This is a genomic window from Winogradskyella psychrotolerans, assembly GCF_018860565.1.
GTDB classification, from domain to species: Bacteria; Bacteroidota; Bacteroidia; order Flavobacteriales; family Flavobacteriaceae; genus Winogradskyella; species Winogradskyella damuponensis.
The window spans coordinates 13,300-31,390 of the sequence record NZ_JAHKPS010000009.1 but is presented as its reverse complement, the minus strand read 5'-3'; the positions used below and the strand labels follow the sequence as shown (position 1 = coordinate 31,390).

Sequence of the window (18,091 nt, the reverse complement as noted above, 5' to 3'; positions counted from 1 at the left end):
TCTTACACATGCTAAACCGAAGACACATCAGAATTAAAGTAATGCAATCTATGTATGCTTTTAAAGGAACAGAAAGTGATGATTTAATAAAAGAACAAAAGTTTTTGCTTCATAGTTTAGAAGGCATGTACGATTTATACCTCTCTCAATTAGCTTTGTTAACAGAGTTACATAAAAAGAGTAAAGATTACAATGCTAAACTTCAGAATAAACTAATAAAATCTGATGCAGATAAAAATCTTAGTTTAAAGTTTCAAGAAAATCAACTTTTGCATCTTATTAGTAGCAATACCATGTTACAAGAAGCTATTTCTAATAAAAAATTGAATTATTGGGATTTAGATTTTGAATATGTGGATATCATTTTTAAAGCTATTTTAAAAAGTGATTTGTATAACGCTTATAAAGCAGAAGAGGAAACTAGTTTCAAAAAAGATAAACAATTTATTTTAGATGTTTTTACTGAAATTATAGCGCCAAACGATAAGCTTTATGATTTTTTTGAAGACAAAAAACTCACTTTTGTAGATGATTTACCAGTAGTAAATACTGCAATTCTAAAAGTCTTACGAAAATTAAAACTAACATCGCCAGAAACTGCTTTACTACCAGATTTGTATAAAGACGATGATGATAAAGAGTTTGCTATTGAGTTATTTAAAAAAACCTTTTTGAATAGCTCTAAGTTTGGTGATGAAATTGGTGAAAAAACAACCAATTGGGATTCTGGACGTTTAGCAAGCATCGATGGAGTATTACTTAAAATGGCACTTTGTGAGTTTCAGAAATTTTCATCAATACCATATAAAGTTACGATGAACGAATATTTAGAAATTGCAAAAGAATATTCTACACCAAAAAGCAGCTTATTTATTAATGGAATTTTAGATAAAATAGTTAAGGAATACCAATCTGAAAATATCCATGTTAAAGTTGGAAGAGGGTTAATGTAGTGTTCTTTTTAGAGGTATTATTACACCGCTTAATGCTATTTTTTTAATGTTTTATTCCATAAATTTAAGGAGATAGCGGTTGAATTTCAACTTTTAAAGCTTTAAAAACACGGATAAGACAGTTTTTTCTGACAAAAAGCATGTTAACTAGGGGGGAATAATTTTTAATCATTAAAATAATTACTAACTTAGCCAATTGAAATAATTATCTAACAAAAAAAATAAAAGTAATGAAAAAAGTAATTTTAGGACTTAGTGCATTATGTATGATCGCTTTTACATCTTGTAAAGAAGACGCAGCTAGTAAGATTAAATCTGAAAATATCGCAGTTGCTGCAGAAAGAGATGCAAATGCCGGTGATTTTCCAGTAATTTCTTTTGACAAAAAAGAGCATGATTTCGGAACAATCGAAAACGGAACTCCTGTAGAAACAACTTTTAAATACACAAACACAGGTAACTCTATGTTAGTTGTAAGTAATATTAAGAGTACATGTGGTTGTACAGTACCATCTAACTGGACAAAAGAAGTTGCACCAGGTGAAACAGGTGAATTTGTTGTAAAGTTTAATGGTAAAGGAAATGGAAATAAAGTAACTAAGTCGGTTACAATGACTACTAATACAGAAAAAGGTAGTGAGATTGTTAAGATTTCTGCTTTTGTAGAAAAAGATCCTAATGCACCAGCAGCTAAAACAACTAGAGCAACACAGCCAAGTACTGTAAATCCTTTAGCTACAGATAATGCTGCAGCTCCAAGAAAGTATTCTACACAGCCAGGTCACGAAGGTCATAACCACGATTAATTTTTATTGATATAACACTGAATGGAAGGAATTGGATCATTTTTACCGTTTATTGCTATTTTTGCTGTGATGTATTTCTTTATGATTGCACCACAAATGAAACGTTCTAAACAAGAAAAAAAGTTTGCTAGCGAATTAAAACGCGGCGACCGTATAATTACTAAAAGTGGTATGCATGGTAAAGTTGTAGAGCTAAATGATAAAGATAACAGTTGTGTTATTGAAACATTAGCAGGGAAAATTAAATTTGACCGTTCTGCAATTTCTATGGAAATGAGTACCAAATTAAATGCACCAGTTACTGTAAAATAAACGAATTGCATTATAAATTTAAAAAGACTGTTCATGTATTTGAACAGTCTTTTTTTTTATAAAAACTTCAAAACGAAAACAGATTTTCTACCACAATTTATGATACTTCTAAGAAGGGTAGACTAATCTTCTAAAAAGAATAAAACTCATTCCTAACTAACTGAAGTTAGGGTTTTATTGATTCTGTTTCGCTTTAAAGCTGTAATTTAATTACAAGTTAACGCGTTTATCTTTAGGAAATTTTATAGTATAGGAATGTTTAACATTTTTTGTTCCTCCAGACTTCAAATTTATAACCCATGTCATTATTCCTTTAGTATCATTATAACTAGAGTTACCTGTTTCAATATTATCTATTTTAATCGCTTTATTCTGACTCTTAGGCATACGGTCCAAAACGGTTAACAAGATATCTGTTTGTTTATTGTTTTTAATTTCAATTTCAAAAGCTTTTTGAATTACTTTATTGCTACCTATAAAGGTTGTTCTTTTAAAATTGTTAAGTTGTGTGCGTTTTACAACAATGTTTGGATCTACTCCAAGTGAGATTGTTAAACTATCTGTAGTTGCACTTGGGTTAATATTTGTTTTACCAGAATAACTACCTTCAAAATAAACATTGGCTTCTGCAGGTAATAAATTATACTGTTCCCAATTTCCAATTTTAGCAGTTAAAAACACATTTTCATTTAAAACTGGTGCCGCAAAGTAATTATAAGTTGCAGGAACATTAAATTTATCTATTTCTATAACAGAAATATCACCATCTGAAGGAATACTGTGTTTTTTGTCAATTTTGAAACTAATACTTGTAATACCTTTTTCAATTATATTTCCATTTGTTGTATAATTTTCTGTTTCAATATATGGGTCATCATCAAAATCTTCATCAATCATATTTTGTATGCTTTTTGCTTTTACTGAGCTTGAAGATGTTGCTTTAGTTCCGTAACCTATAACAACAACTTCATCTAAAGTAGATATGTCATCTAAAGTCACATTCATGATACTAGAATGTATTGGTAGCTCTTCGGTTTCCATACCTACATAAGAATAAACAAGCGCATTCCCTGTTGTTGTTTTTAAAGTGTATTTGCCATCAAAATCTGTTTGAACTCCATTAGATGTTCCTTTTTCAATAACACTAACGCCAGGTATAGGTGTACCATCACTAGAACTCGTTACAATTCCTGTTATGGTATTTACGGATGAATTATACTTGAAATTATAATTTCTTATGGTACGTTGCGATTGATAGTTGCTATAAGCATTAATAAAGTTTAGATATTTAGGAGTTACAATTGGTTTTTCATTATTGGTATTTGGATCACTTGTTGAAAGTACGAGGGCAACATCTGTCCAGTCACAACCCGAATTTTGATACACGTGCGCTTTATATTCTAAGCTTATAGGATTATTAATTTTTTCGGCTTTTAGATCGTAAATGGGAACCCATCCTGCATGTTTAATATTGTATTTAATTTTTAAATCTAAAGATAATGCAACTTCACTGTTTAATGTGAGTTTAATTTCTCCTGTTTGTGTTTTTTCTTCAACATTAAATTCAGCTAACTGGTGTTTTATATTGGTTTTTATAGTTTGTTGATTTTCAATTTCTAAATTTGATTTGTTTATTGCTACCCTTAATGCTGTAATTCTTGTTCTGTAATAGGCGGCAAATGTCTTAAGTTTTTCTAAACTGACAACTGTAGTTTCATTTCCTAAATGTTTGTTGCTTTGTATAAGACTTAATTCTTCGTTATAACCAGCAATTAAATCATATTGGTATTGAATTTTAGAATCAAGATGTTTTAATTCATTTTGTAAAGCTAAAATAGAATCATTTTGCTTTTGTTTAGATAAATAGTTGATACCATAATTAATGGATAGGATAGAGGCATCTTTTAATCCTGAAATCTGAATACTACTCTCTTCAACAAACGGTGATAAACCATTAAATGTAATTTCAGATTTTCCTGAGTTAATTTTAAGTGAAGCCTCACGATTAATTTCTGCTCCATCGAGATATACAGTTACAGTTGTAATTTTACTAGGTTGCTGAAATGCGTATGCTAATTGTGTGCTTAATACAAAAAGAAAAATAAGAAATGTTTTTAAGAGTTTTAGATGGGTTGTCATAATGTTAGAGTATTAGTTTTGTCTAAAATTATGGCAATATAAATCCCAATGTAATCATAAATGAGTTAAGTGTATAGTATGAGAAATAAAGGTAAGATATCAGTTAGTAAGACTATTATTGTTAAAATGTAATTTATAGATAGAATTGACATTTTTAAGACCTAAATCAATTTTATAGTGCCTTATATCGAGTTTTTTATGTAACATTTAGAGATGCGTATATATTTACAGTAACAAAATAATGTGCTATTAATCAACTCTTTATTTTCCCTCATTATAAATGAATTGAAACAACAATTTTTGTTTAAATTAAATTAGTTTTAAGTAAGTTGTTAATTTATAAAAGCCTTTTCATTGGTTATGAAAAGGCTTTTTTTATGAATTAAATTTGTAGTTTGGTTAATCTAAAAATTTAGATTTTAGTTCTGGTGTAGGAATCATACAGGCTTCTTTTTTGCCATACCATTTGTAACGATTTTTAGCAATATAGCTGTATACCATATTTCTAATAAATGTAGGTACAATAAAAAAAACAACCAATAAATTTGAAGGTATACCTAAATGCTTTGCAATATGAATAGCTGCTGAAGATTTAGACTTAATAGTATTGCTTTTTGGATTATAGAGTAAGATAGAATCGGTGTTGACTGTGTCTATATTGAATTTTTTAATAATTTCTTCTCCAACGTCACTTTGTAATGGAGCAAATAAAAATTTGTCTTTTTTATCCCGTTTAATAACATACAAAACACTAGAGTTGCAAAGATTGCACACTCCGTCAAAGAGAATTAATTGTTTGTTATGAGGAATATCTATCATTTTTTTACGGCTTCAACGAGTTCCAATTGGTCTAAACTCACATTAGTAGTAAACATACCATAATTTACATTGGCTTTATTTTTTTCAATGCTATCAATACTACCAACGGCTCTACCATCTTGTAGTCGTACTCTGTCTCCAATTCTTAAAATAGGTTTTGGCTTTTCTACGGGTTTAGTTTTCTTTTTAGCTTCTTTTTTCTTTTTACGGATGACTTCAACTTTCTTTTCAGCTTCTTGTCTTATCTGTTTTTCTTTGTGCTTTTTGGCACGCTTTTGTTTTGCTGATACTTTTTTTCGTTTCGAATTTTCAATCTGAACTAGCTTAAATAGCTCAGCCATTAATTCACGTTTCTTCTTGTCTTCAAAATACTTTTCAGAGATATCGTTGACTTTCTGACCTAAGTAAATTAAGCGTTGGTTAGAATCGTATAATTCTTGAAAGCTTTCTAATTTCTTTTGAACTTTTGCATTGACTTCCTCTAACTTATCGGCTTCAGAGATTTTTTTCTTTTCGTTTTCTTTAAGAGAGCGTTCCGTACGTTCTAATTTACTACGTTCTTTTTGAAGCTTTGCAATAGTAGCATCAAATCGTACTTTACCACGTTCAATCTTCTTTTTAGATTTGTTGATTAAACTATAGGGAATTCCATTTTTTTGAGCTACTTCAAAAGTAAAGGAGCTTCCGGCTTGCCCAACAACCAATTTATACATTGGTTCTAAGGTGCGCTCATTAAAAAGCATATTGGCATTTTCCATGTATGGCAATTCATTGGCCAAAAGCTTTAAATTAGAATAATGTGTTGTAATTATTCCAAAGGCTTCTCGTTCATAGAAAACTTCGAGAAACGTTTCAGCAAGAGCTCCACCTAATTCTGGATCACTACCTGTTCCAAATTCATCAATTAAAAAGAGCGTTTTGTTATTACACTTCTTCAAAAAATAATTCATCTGTTTTAAGCGGTAACTATAAGTACTCAGATGGTTTTCTATAGATTGATTGTCTCCAATATCACTCAGAACGCGATCAAATAAACAGACATGGCTACGCTCGTGTACAGGAATTAGCATGCCACTTTGCAGCATAACTTGTAGCAATCCTACCGTTTTTAAAGTGATACTTTTTCCACCTGCATTGGGACCTGAAATCACAATAATTCTACTGTCTTTTTCTAATCCAATAGTTTGCGGAAACGTCTTTTCTCCTTTTTCTTTATTATTTAAATAGAGTAGAGGATGGTAGGCATCTCGTAAATGCATACTGCGTTCTTTAGAAAGCTCAGGAAGAATGGCATTCATGCTCTGCGCATATTTTGCTTTCGCAGAAATGACATCTAGGTTGATTAAAAATTCTTGATAATCTCTAAGAAGTGGTAAAAATTCACGAATAAAATCCGTTAGCTCTTTAAGAATTTTAATAACCTCTTCTTTTTCTTCGTATTCTAAATTGTTGAGCTCTCTAGTATGTTGTAAAGTCGTTTCAGGCTCTATGTAAACAATGCTTCCGGTTTTACTACCTCCCATTATTGCGCCTCTTACCTTTCTACGGTACATCGCTTTTACGGCAAGCACACGTTTATTATCTACAACAGATTCTCTAATATCATCTAAATAATCAAGATTATGATAGGTGTTTAATGCTGAAGAAAAACTGCTATTAATTTTACCTTTAAGTAAGTTAATAGATTTGCGTAAACTAGAAAGTAGAGGTGAAGCATCATCTTTGATATCACCAAAACGATCTACTACAGCATCTACTTGTTCAATAATGATGGTGTTGACTTCAATATGTTGACCAAATTGTTGAAGTTTAGGGTAATAGTCTTTAAATTTTTCTAGAAACTTCAGAATAGAATTAACGGTCAACGACATGCTTACTATTTTCTGTAAACCAGCCACTTCGAGATAGGTGTTTTCTATCTTAAGTAGTTTTAATTCTTTGGCAATGGTGTCAAAACCATGATTAGGTATTCTATTATCATTTTCAAAGGACGATAAATATTCATTAACGTAAATAAGTTCGGTCATTAGCGCCTCTGGATTTTTAAAAGGAAGTATCGCCAAAACCGCTTCTTTACCCAAAGCTGTAAGTGTATGTGCGCTAATTTGATCTAAAACCGTAAAAAACTCAAGGTCGTTTAAGGTTTTTTCATGAATGTTTATCATGTAGTATTGTACGTTTTTTAGAATTGCAAAGTTAGGATATTATGTAATACTATAAGTATGAAGACACCGCTAATACTATTAAGGTGACAATAAGTAATACGATAAACAATGGCATTATAAATTTTAACCATTTGCTAAAGTTGATTTTGGCAACTGCTAAGGATGCTAAAATTAAACCTGTAGGATTTATTAGGTAGAAAAGGCCTAAGCCGTACAGATACGTATTAACCACAATTTCACGACCAATTCCTACAGTATCTGCCAAAGGCGCCATAATTGGCATGGTTAAAACAGCCATTCCTGAAGAACTAGGAATAAAGAATGATAATCCAGAATAAATCATGGTCATTACACTTGTAAATACCCCTTTATTCATTCCAGTAGTAACATCACTAGCGTAATACAATAATGTATCGCTTATTAAACCATCTGTCATTAACACAGTAACACCTCTTGCTATTCCGATAATAAGCGCTACACCCAAAAGATCACCAGCTCCTTTTACAAAGGTGTCTATAAAGTCGGTTTCACTGATTTGAATAATAATGCCGATAATAATAGCACTAATTAAGAACACAGTTGTCATTTCTATAAACCACCAATCTAACATTGAAACACCAATAATCATCAGAATAAAACTACAGGTAAACACAAATAAGGCCAATTTTAATCTCCAATTAAAATTAATATGCGTGGTATCTTTTAACGTAAACAATTGCGCAATTTGTTCTCTTTGGTCGTAAATAAGTGATTTGCTTGGGTCGTTTTTAACGCGTTTTGCATATCGCATGATATATATAATGGTAATAGACAAGCATACAAACAACATAAAAATACGTCCGTATAATCCGGTTGTCCAGTTTATACCTGCGGCATCACTAGCAATAATGGTAGAAAAAGGATTAATGGTAGAACACATACTACCAATTGCAGAACCCAAAAATATACAAGCAACACCAACAAGAGCATCGTATTTAGCTGCTAAAAACACAGGAATTAAAATAGGGAAGAAGGCAATGGTTTCTTCGGCAAAACCAAAGGTAGTTCCACCCAAAGCCACTAAAGTGGTTACCAATACAATAAGCAAAGATTCTCTACCTTTTAATACTACAGCTAATTTGGTAATGGCAGCATCAAAAGCACCAGAAGCATTTAAAACACCTATTAGGCCTCCAATAATTAATACAAGAAAAATGATATCAGCAGCCTCAATAATACCTTTAACTGGGGATTTTACAAAGTCGAAAAAACTTTGAGGTTTCGCATCTAGTTTATTGTAAGTTCCAGGGATATTAATGGGTTTATAAATGTCGCCGTTAGTAAACTTCTCAACAGGAATTTTAATATTCAAATCATCTAATGATACTTGAGTTGCTGCTAAGCTTATTTCTTCATCTAGACTTAAACGTGTAAATTTGTCTGTTGCCGCGTTATAACTTAAAGTATCATATTTACCTGCAGGAACAAACCACGTTAAAAGTGTTACTAATCCTGCAATTATAAATAATATGGTTTGTGCAGAAGGGAATTTTAAATTTTTCATTCTGAGTTATTTAATCGTTAATTTAAGTCGTAATAAGATATAATCTGATATAAAATATGAATGTAAATATAGACCAAAGCTGGAAAACTTATCTTAATCCAGAATTTGAAAAACCTTACTTTAAAGATTTAGTAGCTTTTATAAAGCACGAATATAATACCCAGATCTGTTTTCCAAAAGCATCTGATATTTTTAATGCATTTAATCACTGTGCTTTTAATGAGGTTAAGGTTGTAATTATTGGTCAGGATCCATATCATGATATTGGGCAAGCTAATGGCTTAAGTTTTTCTGTAAATGATGGTATCAAACATCCACCTTCATTAGTGAACATATTTAAAGAGTTAGAACAAGATATTGGAATACCTTACCCAATTAGTGGGAATTTGATGCCATGGGCAGATCAAGGAGTTTTACTATTGAATGCCACATTAACGGTTAGAGCGCATGAGGCGGGAAGCCATCAAAAGAAAGGTTGGGAGCAATTTACAGATGCAGTGATACAAACGATTAGTGCAGAGAAAACAAATGTTGTATTTCTACTTTGGGGAGGATTTGCTAAAAAGAAAAAGAAACTAATAGATAGCTCTAAACATATTATTTTAGAAAGTGGACATCCATCTCCATTAAGTGCTAATAGAGGGTATTGGTTTGGTAATAAGCATTTTAGTAAGACTAACTCCCAGTTGGAGCAAGTTGGCGAGATTTCAATTGATTGGAAACTAGAGTAGGAGATTTATCTGAAGATGATTTTTCGGTAGATGGGGTTTCAGTTTTAATAGTATGTGGCATGTTATTATCAACTTTTCTAGTTGTTTTGTTGCAACTAAAAATTAACAATAAAAAGTTTATTGCAACCAAGAAAGATAAAATAAGCGTAATCGTAAGAATCATATTATTCTCTTGTTAATAGTAATGTAATTGTTAATCAAATGTAATTAAATTTTTGAAATACTGAAAGTTATCAACACAAACAGTTGCATTCTTAATAAAACTATTTAGAATATAGTGTTTAATATAAAAATAAAAAATGCTTGTTTTTTATGATTGCTAACAATCAATTTTTTAACTCATATAATAAATGAGACTATAATTTATGAATTAATTTTGAGTAATCCACTTTTTTTGAAATAATTTTTAAATCATAAAGCTGATTTTGTACATTTTTAATAGTTTTTTCGTTCATTACACTTTGCGACCACTCAGTTAAAGATAACCATTCTTGTACATCTTCTAGTTCTTGTTCGTAACGATTAGCAATGGTTTTGTCTATGCTTGGAATAGATTTAAAATCTGCAGTGGTTTGGTTAATAATTTCTAAAATGGTTTTTAATTGCTCTTCATTATTCTCTATGAATTTGTCGCTAGCAGCAATAACAAAGCATGGCCAAGGCGAAGGACAGTTGCCGATACGTCTAAAAATACCATTATCTACATAAGGTTTGGTGGTGAACTTCTCCCACATAAAATAATCAGCTTTATTTTCTGTAAGTCCTCTTATGGCACCATCAAGGTTTTTAATAACTTCAAATTTGAGATCTTTTTCTAAATCCCAATTGTTGTTTTTTGCATTTATATAGGCCATAAGATGAGACCCAGAGCCATATCTACTGATTGCTGCTCTTGTTCCTTTGATATCGTCTATGGTTTTAAAATCTGAATCTGCTGCGACATGAATACCCCAATTTAAAGGAGTTTGAACAAAGGTTTGAACTATTTTAGAAGGATTATCTTCAATGATATCTTTAACAATTCCTTCTGTTAAGATAACAGCCATATCAATTTCACCTGAGCGAAGAGCTTTTGTCATTGCACCAGTTCCTCCGTGATAATCGTGCCATCTTAGATTAATATCTTGGTCTTTATATTCGCCATTTTTTAGCGTTAAATACCATGCTAAATTAAAGTGTTCTGGTACTCCACCAATATTTACTTTTTTCATTTAAATATTCACGATACGCTCTAAAGCATATTTAATTAATTTATCAACTGTCTTTTTTGGATCTTTACTAAAATCACCAGTTGCTCTGTTTGCTATAATAGCATTTAAAGATAATGCTTCATGTCCTAATAACTTTGAAAGTCCATAAATAACAGACGTTTCCATTTCAAAGTTAGTAATTCTATAATCCTTATAGCTAAAGTTATCTAATTTTGCGTTAAGACCTGCGTCTTGTAGTGGTAAACGTAAAACTCTGCCTTGAGGGCCATAAAACCCACCTGCAGTTCCTGTCATACCTTTAAAGATGGTATCGCTTTCAAAGTACTTCTCTAAATATTTACTATTGTTAATAATGATTGGTCGTGCTTTATTTTTATCCCAATTAGTATGTTTAATGAATTCATCTTCAATTTCAGGGTTGCTTATACCTTCAATTTGATAAAAATGCAACATACCATTAATATCTAAGGCATGAGTACTAATTAAAAATGCATCAACAGGAATGTCTTTTTGTAATGACCCAGAAGTTCCGATTCTAATAATATTTAGACTTGATAATTCTGTTTTTGGTTTTCGGGTTTCTAAGTCAATATTAACTAAAGCATCGAGTTCGTTTAAAACAATATCAATATTATCAGGCCCAATTCCTGTTGAAATAACGGTTAAACGTTTGTCTTGATAGTAACCGGTTTGTGTTTTAAATTCACGTTTTTGAGTGCTAAATTCTATGCTGTCAAAATGCTTTGTTATTTTTTCTACACGATCTTGATCACCAACAAAAATGATGGTGTCTGAAATATGTTCTGGTTTTAAATTTAAATGGTAAACACTACCATCTGGATTTAATATAAGTTCTGAATCTTTTATAGACATTAGTTAAAGTTTTTTGATTAATTTATTTTGAGTAACGCTAAATTGAAAGTCTAGTCGTTTTACACCACCATAAGTCATGTCATTGTTTACTTCTTGGGCATAATTGTAATGCCTTAATAAGGCTTCGTGTCCTTTTCTATTTAACGTGAGTTGATTTTCGGATTTTTCAAAAAAGATAGACAATTTATTAATAAGACGTTTTAATTGGGTGTCTCCATAACCATAATAACCTTGGTAGTTTAGACTATAACCTAGTAAATGATGTTCAGATTTTATATCGTTATCTCTTACGAGTCTAAGAATATTATCTTCTAAAACATTTAAGCCACTTTGCTGGTGTGGAAAACGTTTTAGATGTGCTTTTAAGCAATTGCTCATATACTTAAAACTAGAGTTTGTAACAATATAAGGTTTTAAGATATTGTGATCTTTACCACAGTACGTTCTCCATAATGCAATGGCTAAGTCAATGTCATCCTGTGTTAGTAGTACTTTGTTTTCGTAATGCGTTTTTAGTTGCTCCGGATTTAATTCGGCTAGAGCTTTTAAACTTTTTTCACCTTTAACTCGTCCACTACAAATAAGATATAGTGGTTTTTTTATATTTTTTTGGTGGAGTAAATTAATAACACCTAATAGGTTGATATGGCAAAATAAATCATACTCAAACCATAGGTTTATTTCAGTATATGCTTCAGTATTATCTAATTTAGAGAGTTCTTTTTGAAGTTCTTTAGAATCTACCTCAATGTCATAATATTCTTTTAAAAACTCAGAACGAAGATTAAAAAAATCTTCAGAATCTATTTTTGGGATTGTAGGTCCTTCGCATAACATTTCTTGCCATGTAAGAATATCTTCTGTAAAGTCCAATTCTCTTAAATAGTCGGTAAGACTATTACCATTAGTAATATGTAGACAATTTTTAGCCATAAAATTTAACCTCCAACACGTTTTACATTAAATCCTTTAGCTTTTAGCATAGCCATTATTTTATCTCGGTAATCTCCTTGAATTATAATTTTATCATCCTTAAAACTACCACCAACACTAAGTTTGGTTTTTAATTCTTTGGCCAATGCTTTAAAGTCTTCGGTAGCTCCAGTATAGCCTTCTAGAATGGTTATAGGTTTCCCTTTTCGCTTTTCGTATTTGCAAAGTATGGGATCGTCTTGTAGCCATATATTAGTCTTAGAATCTTCTGAGTTTTCAGTTGGTTCTGGTGTATGGTCTGGGAAGAGGTTTTTTAATTGATCTTGTAAATCCATTTGTTCAGTCTTCAGTGCTTAGTCTTCAGTTTTCAATAGTTGCTTGTAAACTGAAGGCTGTATACTACAACTACTTTTTAATAAGTCCAAGCTCAATTAAACGTTCGTTTAAGAATTCGCCAGCTGTAATGTCTTCAAACTGTTTAGGATTATCTTCGTCTATACAGCTTTCTAGGACATTTAATTTCATTTCGCTTACAGGATGCATAAAAAATGGCATAGAGTAGCGTGATGTTCCCCAAAGTTCTCTTGGAGGGTTTATAACACGGTGAATCGTAGATTTCAATTTATTATTAGAATGTCTAGATAGCATATCACCAACATTTATCATAAGTTCGTCTGGTTCTGCAATAGCGTCAATCCATTCACCATCATGACGTTGGACTTGTAAACCACGACCTTGTGCACCCATTAACAACGTAATAAGGTTAATATCTCCATGAGCTGCTGCTCTTACTGCATTTTTAGGTTCTTCTGTAATTGGAGGATAATGAATTGGTCGTAAAATTGAATTCCCGTTATGAATATATTTATCAAAATATGTTTCTTCTAAATCAAGGTATAAGGCTAAAGCTCTTAATACATATTTAGCTGTTTTCTCTAACATTTGATAGGTTTGTTTTCCTACTTTATTAAAATCAGCTAATTCTTTTACAATCACATTTTCAGGATATTCTTTTCGGCGTTCTTCATCGTCTTCAACATATTGCCCAAAATGCCAGAATTCTTTTAAATCTCCTTCTTTTTTTCCTTTAGCACTTTCTTTACCAAAAGAAACATAACCACGTTGACCACCAATACCTGGGATTTCATAACTTTTTTTAACCTCTAAAGGTAGATTGAAAAAGTTTTTGACTTCTTCATATAAATTATCGACTAAAGTATCGTCTAAAAAATGTCCTTTTAAAGCTACAAAACCGATGTCTTCATAAGCTTTTCCTATTTCGTCTATAAACTTTTGTTTACGTTTAGGATCATTAGAAATGAAATCCTTTAAATCTACGCTAGGTATTCTGTCCATTAGATTATTTTTTAAATTTTTGTGAATATACAAAGTTAACAATAATAGTGTTAAAAATTAGATCGAATTTATTGACAATTTCGAGTCTTATATGGTTTATTGTAGCAAATTTATTTACATTTGAAACATTAGATAAATGACATTTTATGCCAACGATCACAAAAAGTAATATAGCCTACGACAAAAGAAATTTAAGTGATAAAGCCCTACTAAAGCTTTATTACAATATGCTAAAGCCACGACTAATAGAAGAGAAAATGCTTATTCTGTTGCGCCAAGGTAAAATTTCAAAATGGTTTTCGGGAATAGGACAAGAAGCTATTTCAGTAGGTGTTACTATGGCCTTAAAGCCTAACGAGTATATCCTTCCTATGCACAGAAATCTTGGAGTTTTTACAACACGTGAGATTCCGCTACATCGTTTATTTTGCCAATGGCAAGGTAAAGCAAGTGGTTTCACTAAAGGTAGAGATCGTTCGTTTCACTTTGGGACGCAAGAATACAATATTGTAGGAATGATTTCTCATTTGGGACCACAATTAGGTGTTGCAGATGGTATAGCCTTAGCGAATTTATTAAAGAATAATGGCAATGTAACAGCCGTTTTTTCAGGTGAAGGAGGAACAAGTGAAGGAGATTTTCATGAAGCTCTAAATGTTGCTTCTGTTTGGCAATTACCTGTAATTTTCTGTATTGAAAATAATGGTTACGGACTTTCTACTCCTACGAGTGAGCAATATAATTGTAAACACTTAGCCGATAGAGGTAAGGGGTATGGTATTGAGTCCTTTATTTTAGATGGAAATAATATTATAGAAACCTATACTAAGGTACAGAAATTAGCCGAAAGTATAAGAAAAAGACCGCGTCCAATCTTAATAGAGTTTAAAACTTTTAGAAGAAGAGGACACGAAGAGGCAAGTGGAACAAAATATGTGCCTCAAGAATTGATGGACGAATGGGAAGCCAAAGATCCTATAGAAAATTTTAGAAGCTTTTTGTTTAGTAAAAAGATTCTGAGTCAATCTATAGATGAATCCTATATCGCTAAAATTAAATCTGAAATTGATTCTGCTTTAACATCAGCCTATGCAGAGCCTAAAATAATCCCAAGTGAAACAGCTGAGTTAAATGATGTTTATAAATCATTTGATTATAAAGAGGTTAGGCCTAATAATGAAACAAAAGAATTACGTTTAATTGATGCCATTTCTGAAGGCTTAAAACAATCCATGCAAAAGCATCAAGATCTTGTAATTATGGGACAAGATATTGCAGAATATGGTGGTGTTTTTAAAATCACAGAAGGTTTTGTAGAAGAGTTTGGAAAAGATAGAGTTAGAAATACACCTATTTGTGAATCTGCTATTGTTGAAACTGCTATGGGGTTATCTATATCAGGTATAAAATCTGTAGTAGAAATGCAATTTGCAGATTTTGTAACCTCTGGATTTAACCCCGTTGTTAATTATTTAGCTAAATCACATTACAGATGGCAACAAGAAGCTGATGTAGTGGTAAGAATGCCTTGCGGAGCAGGAGTTGCTGCAGGTCCATTCCATTCGCAAACCAACGAAGCTTGGTTTACTAAAACACCAGGATTAAAGGTGGTTTATCCAGCGTTTCCTTATGATGCTAAAGGTTTATTAGCTACAGCAATTAATGATCCTAACCCTGTATTGTTTTTTGAGCACAAAGCGTTATACAGAAGCATTAAACAAGAAGTACCAACGGATTATTTTACCATTCCATTTGGTAAAGCAGCGTTTTTAAAAGAAGGCGAGGCAGTTACAATAATTACCTATGGTGCAGGTGTACATTGGGCTTTAGAAACGCTAGAGAATAATCCAGATATTTCAGCAGATCTCATAGATTTAAGAACTTTACAACCTTTGGATAAGGAAGCAATTATAAATTCTGTTAAAAAGACAGGACGCGCTATTATTCTCCAAGAAGATTCGCTTTTTGGTGGTATTGCTAGTGATCTTTCTGCTATGCTTATGGAAACTTGTTTTCAGTATTTAGATGCACCTGTAAAACGTGTGGCGAGTATGGAAACTCCGATTCCTTTTATTGGGCAGTTAGAAGATCAGTATTTGGCCAAAGGGAAGTTTGAAGGTGCTTTAAGGGCTCTTCTTAGCTATTAGATACGTAGTTTAGTGCATGATGTATATGAAATACTTGTAATTTAGGCCTAAAAGAAACTTAAAATGAAGCACATATTTTTAGTATTAGCAGCATTAATTTCTTTACAGCTTAAAGCTCAAGATGCCATTTCTACGGATCAATTAATTCCTAAAGAAAGCATTGGTGTGCATAATAGAAATTTTAAGCTAGGAGGCTTTTATTATCGTCAAAAGTCTAATGTAAATTCAGTAAATGATACTGTCAATTATATTGCTCCATTGATATTCTTTAAAAATGGAACCGTTAAACCGTTTGATTATATTGGTAACACTTCATCTACTTTAAGAATAAAAGGAAAGGGAAAAAAATGCATTCTTAAACCTAGAGAAGACTTCGAAACCATTATTACATTTTTTAAATGTTTTGCAGAGGTTGTTAAATTAAAAGAAATTTACAGTGTGTATTCTATAGAAGGTGATCGTATAAGAATTCAGTCATTTGGAGCTCATTTCTTTGTAGAAAATAGAGGTAAGGTGCTTAATGATAGTACATTTGTAATTACCAAAAGTATCAACTATGGGACTAAAAAAGTAGTTGATAAAAATTATACGTATCAGTTTCATGTTTCAAAAAAGCCAGACTCAACAAAATTTAAACCTTCCTCTGTAATACAAAAGTATTATCTTAAGCAGAGTAATGATTAAAATATTCTAAAATAAAAAAGTCAATTTCTTTTTTTTCTGAAACTGACTTTTCTTGATTGATTTGCTTTTGATTGATTTGCGCTTTATTATGCTTTAATGGTTTTTAAGTCATCATCTAAACTATTAGAAATATTGACAATTTTTGATAAAACTCTCATAATTATTGGTTTTTGATTGATTGATTGATTGATTGATTGATTGATTGATTGATGAATAATGTTATTATCTATAACGTCTTTTAAGATTCCAAGTGTTACTTTTAGTTTCTGTAGACGTACTTGATAATTGATTGTTGTTTAAAGTTCTCATGATTTATGTATTTTTAATTGGTTATACTAATAAGACGATGAAATATTATTTTTGTTACAGTACTTTGTATTGCATAGTACGATTTAACAAATTTTAACAATAATCGAGTAGCTTTATTACTATGAAAACACACTACTATTTAATAATACTATTAGTTATTAATGTTTATAATTGTAAACATAGCGTAGAAAGTGATTGTACTTTAAAACAGCTAAAAGTAACGGCTACAGCTTATAATTCTTTAAGTTACCAAACCAATTCCAATCCTACAATTACGGCTTTTGGTGATAGTTTAAAACCAGGATTACGATATATAGCTGTATCTCGTGACTTATTAGATTCTGGATTAGTACACAACACTAAAGTGAAAATTCAAGGTTTTGATAGCTTATTTACAGTCAAAGACAAGATGAATCGTCGTTGGAGAAAACGTATCGATATTTATATGGGTAATGATGTAAAAAAGGCAAAAAAATGGGGCAAGAAAAAGCTTAAGATTGAATACTGTATAGAAACCAATGATTCATTATCTAAAGAGAACGTTTAACCATAATTTCAGAAACGATAAAAGGATAAGCTTTCTTAACTATTTTTAATTCGTGCTTTGATAATTGATCAGGTGTTTTATTAAATGTTTTTTTTGCGTAGCGTTCTCGTAAATCGTAATATGCTTTTGTAATTTCATCTTGTACAGAAATAAACAAATTATACTTAGTAAGAGCATCATGACTTAAAGAAATAACAGCTTTTTTTGGATGATCTGAAGATTCTAAATTTTGTTCACCTTCACAATAATCGCAAGTATCACTGCCATTATTATCAATAAAAGTTTCAACAAGTGCTTTAATTTTAGTAAGTTCTACAATGTTGTCTTCAACCATAATTTGTTGCTTTTCATTCATGGACACTTGTAATAAGTTACGTTCAGGAATATCTGCAGTACAGTCTGGAGTATCGCAAACCCTTGGCAATTGCCTTAAAATACCTTTGTCTGCTGAAATAGTGGTAGTTACTAAAAAGAAAATGAGTAACAAAAAGGCAATGTCTGCCATAGATCCTGCATTGACCGATGCAGATTGTCTTCTAAATGATTTCATAATAAGTTATATT

General features: G+C 31.3%; 17 protein-coding genes. 7 read left to right on the top strand and 10 right to left on the bottom strand.

The genetic code is table 11. The features are described 5' to 3' along the window. Positions 1-8 precede the first annotated feature (8 nt). From KO504_RS02645 to yajC, 3 genes are all read left to right on the top strand, one after another. Positions 9-953: a transcription antitermination protein NusB gene (locus KO504_RS02645; protein WP_252723603.1), complete on the top strand. Its 945-nt coding sequence runs from the start codon at positions 9-11 to the stop codon at positions 951-953. Positions 954-1,183: 230 nt separating this feature from the next. After that, positions 1,184-1,759: a DUF1573 domain-containing protein gene (locus KO504_RS02640; protein WP_215924776.1), complete on the top strand. Its 576-nt coding sequence runs from the start codon at positions 1,184-1,186 to the stop codon at positions 1,757-1,759. 21 nt (positions 1,760-1,780) lie between these two features. Next, positions 1,781-2,071, top strand: coding sequence for a preprotein translocase subunit YajC (gene yajC, locus KO504_RS02635; protein WP_215924775.1), 291 nt, complete (start codon positions 1,781-1,783; stop codon positions 2,069-2,071). A gap of 210 nt (positions 2,072-2,281) precedes the next feature. On the opposite strand, the gene KO504_RS02630 is transcribed toward yajC, so the two are convergent. From KO504_RS02630 to KO504_RS02615, 4 genes are all read right to left on the bottom strand, one after another. After that, positions 2,282-4,210: a DUF4139 domain-containing protein gene (locus KO504_RS02630; RefSeq protein ID WP_215924774.1), complete on the bottom strand. Its 1,929-nt coding sequence runs from the start codon at positions 4,208-4,210 to the stop codon at positions 2,282-2,284. Between the two features lie 399 nt (positions 4,211-4,609). Beyond that, entirely contained in the window at positions 4,610-5,029 is a 420-nt protein-coding gene (locus KO504_RS02625) for a thiol-disulfide oxidoreductase DCC family protein (RefSeq protein WP_215924773.1), read from the bottom strand. Continuing rightward, positions 5,026-7,194: an endonuclease MutS2 gene (locus KO504_RS02620; RefSeq protein WP_215924772.1), complete on the bottom strand. Its 2,169-nt coding sequence runs from the start codon at positions 7,192-7,194 to the stop codon at positions 5,026-5,028. Before KO504_RS02620 ends, KO504_RS02625 begins: the two co-directional genes overlap by 4 nt. A gap of 49 nt (positions 7,195-7,243) precedes the next feature. Next, complete coding sequence (locus KO504_RS02615; protein WP_215924771.1) at positions 7,244-8,737, bottom strand: YfcC family protein; 1,494 nt, start codon at positions 8,735-8,737, stop codon at positions 7,244-7,246. A gap of 56 nt (positions 8,738-8,793) precedes the next feature. On the opposite strand from KO504_RS02615, the gene KO504_RS02610 reads away from it, so the two are divergent. Next, complete coding sequence (locus KO504_RS02610) at positions 8,794-9,468, top strand: uracil-DNA glycosylase (RefSeq protein WP_215924770.1); 675 nt, start codon at positions 8,794-8,796, stop codon at positions 9,466-9,468. Between the two features lie 356 nt (positions 9,469-9,824). On the opposite strand, the gene KO504_RS02605 is transcribed toward KO504_RS02610, so the two are convergent. From KO504_RS02605 to KO504_RS02585, 5 genes are all read right to left on the bottom strand, one after another. Next, positions 9,825-10,679 carry a substrate-binding domain-containing protein gene (locus KO504_RS02605; protein WP_215924769.1) on the bottom strand — a complete coding sequence of 285 codons (855 nt, stop codon included), beginning with the start codon at positions 10,677-10,679 and terminating at the stop codon, positions 9,825-9,827. Continuing rightward, entirely contained in the window at positions 10,680-11,552 is an 873-nt protein-coding gene (locus tag KO504_RS02600; RefSeq protein ID WP_215924768.1) for a nucleoside phosphorylase, read from the bottom strand. A gap of 3 nt (positions 11,553-11,555) precedes the next feature. Beyond that, positions 11,556-12,485: a DUF1835 domain-containing protein gene (locus tag KO504_RS02595; RefSeq protein ID WP_215924767.1), complete on the bottom strand. Its 930-nt coding sequence runs from the start codon at positions 12,483-12,485 to the stop codon at positions 11,556-11,558. 5 nt (positions 12,486-12,490) lie between these two features. Next, entirely contained in the window at positions 12,491-12,820 is a 330-nt protein-coding gene (locus tag KO504_RS02590) for a translation initiation factor (RefSeq protein ID WP_215924766.1), read from the bottom strand. Between the two features lie 70 nt (positions 12,821-12,890). Continuing rightward, positions 12,891-13,841 carry an isopenicillin N synthase family dioxygenase gene (locus tag KO504_RS02585; protein ID WP_215924765.1) on the bottom strand — a complete coding sequence of 317 codons (951 nt, stop codon included), beginning with the start codon at positions 13,839-13,841 and terminating at the stop codon, positions 12,891-12,893. Between the two features lie 146 nt (positions 13,842-13,987). On the opposite strand from KO504_RS02585, the gene KO504_RS02580 reads away from it, so the two are divergent. From KO504_RS02580 to KO504_RS02570, 3 genes are all read left to right on the top strand, one after another. Continuing rightward, positions 13,988-15,988, top strand: coding sequence for an alpha-ketoacid dehydrogenase subunit alpha/beta (locus KO504_RS02580; RefSeq protein ID WP_215924764.1), 2,001 nt, complete (start codon positions 13,988-13,990; stop codon positions 15,986-15,988). A 63-nt stretch (positions 15,989-16,051) separates the two neighbouring features. Then, a complete protein-coding gene (locus tag KO504_RS02575) occupies positions 16,052-16,672 on the top strand; it encodes a hypothetical protein (protein WP_215924763.1) in 621 nt (206 codons plus the stop codon). A gap of 430 nt (positions 16,673-17,102) precedes the next feature. Beyond that, positions 17,103-17,528, top strand: a complete 426-nt coding sequence (locus KO504_RS02570) for a 3D domain-containing protein (protein ID WP_215924762.1) — start codon at positions 17,103-17,105, stop codon at positions 17,526-17,528. On the opposite strand, the gene KO504_RS02565 is transcribed toward KO504_RS02570, so the two are convergent. Then, positions 17,512-18,078 (bottom strand): ExbD/TolR family protein, encoded by a 567-nt coding sequence (locus KO504_RS02565; protein WP_215924761.1) that lies wholly within the window; start codon positions 18,076-18,078, stop codon positions 17,512-17,514. The two genes, KO504_RS02570 and KO504_RS02565, sit on opposite strands and share 17 nt — an antisense overlap. Positions 18,079-18,091 lie beyond the last annotated feature (13 nt).

Coding starts and splice junctions, on each gene's coding strand:
- KO504_RS02645 (WP_252723603.1), top strand. CDS start 9: ATGCTAAACCGAAGACACATCAGAATTAAAGTAATGCAATCTATGTAT.
- KO504_RS02640 (WP_215924776.1), top strand. CDS start 1,184: ATGAAAAAAGTAATTTTAGGACTTAGTGCATTATGTATGATCGCTTTT.
- yajC (WP_215924775.1), top strand. CDS start 1,781: ATGGAAGGAATTGGATCATTTTTACCGTTTATTGCTATTTTTGCTGTG.
- KO504_RS02630 (WP_215924774.1), bottom strand. CDS start 4,210: ATGACAACCCATCTAAAACTCTTAAAAACATTTCTTATTTTTCTTTTT.
- KO504_RS02625 (WP_215924773.1), bottom strand. CDS start 5,029: ATGATAGATATTCCTCATAACAAACAATTAATTCTCTTTGACGGAGTG.
- KO504_RS02620 (WP_215924772.1), bottom strand. CDS start 7,194: ATGATAAACATTCATGAAAAAACCTTAAACGACCTTGAGTTTTTTACG.
- KO504_RS02615 (WP_215924771.1), bottom strand. CDS start 8,737: ATGAAAAATTTAAAATTCCCTTCTGCACAAACCATATTATTTATAATT.
- KO504_RS02610 (WP_215924770.1), top strand. CDS start 8,794: ATGAATGTAAATATAGACCAAAGCTGGAAAACTTATCTTAATCCAGAA.
- KO504_RS02605 (WP_215924769.1), bottom strand. CDS start 10,679: ATGAAAAAAGTAAATATTGGTGGAGTACCAGAACACTTTAATTTAGCA.
- KO504_RS02600 (WP_215924768.1), bottom strand. CDS start 11,552: ATGTCTATAAAAGATTCAGAACTTATATTAAATCCAGATGGTAGTGTT.
- KO504_RS02595 (WP_215924767.1), bottom strand. CDS start 12,485: ATGGCTAAAAATTGTCTACATATTACTAATGGTAATAGTCTTACCGAC.
- KO504_RS02590 (WP_215924766.1), bottom strand. CDS start 12,820: ATGGATTTACAAGATCAATTAAAAAACCTCTTCCCAGACCATACACCA.
- KO504_RS02585 (WP_215924765.1), bottom strand. CDS start 13,841: ATGGACAGAATACCTAGCGTAGATTTAAAGGATTTCATTTCTAATGAT.
- KO504_RS02580 (WP_215924764.1), top strand. CDS start 13,988: ATGCCAACGATCACAAAAAGTAATATAGCCTACGACAAAAGAAATTTA.
- KO504_RS02575 (WP_215924763.1), top strand. CDS start 16,052: ATGAAGCACATATTTTTAGTATTAGCAGCATTAATTTCTTTACAGCTT.
- KO504_RS02570 (WP_215924762.1), top strand. CDS start 17,103: ATGAAAACACACTACTATTTAATAATACTATTAGTTATTAATGTTTAT.
- KO504_RS02565 (WP_215924761.1), bottom strand. CDS start 18,078: ATGAAATCATTTAGAAGACAATCTGCATCGGTCAATGCAGGATCTATG.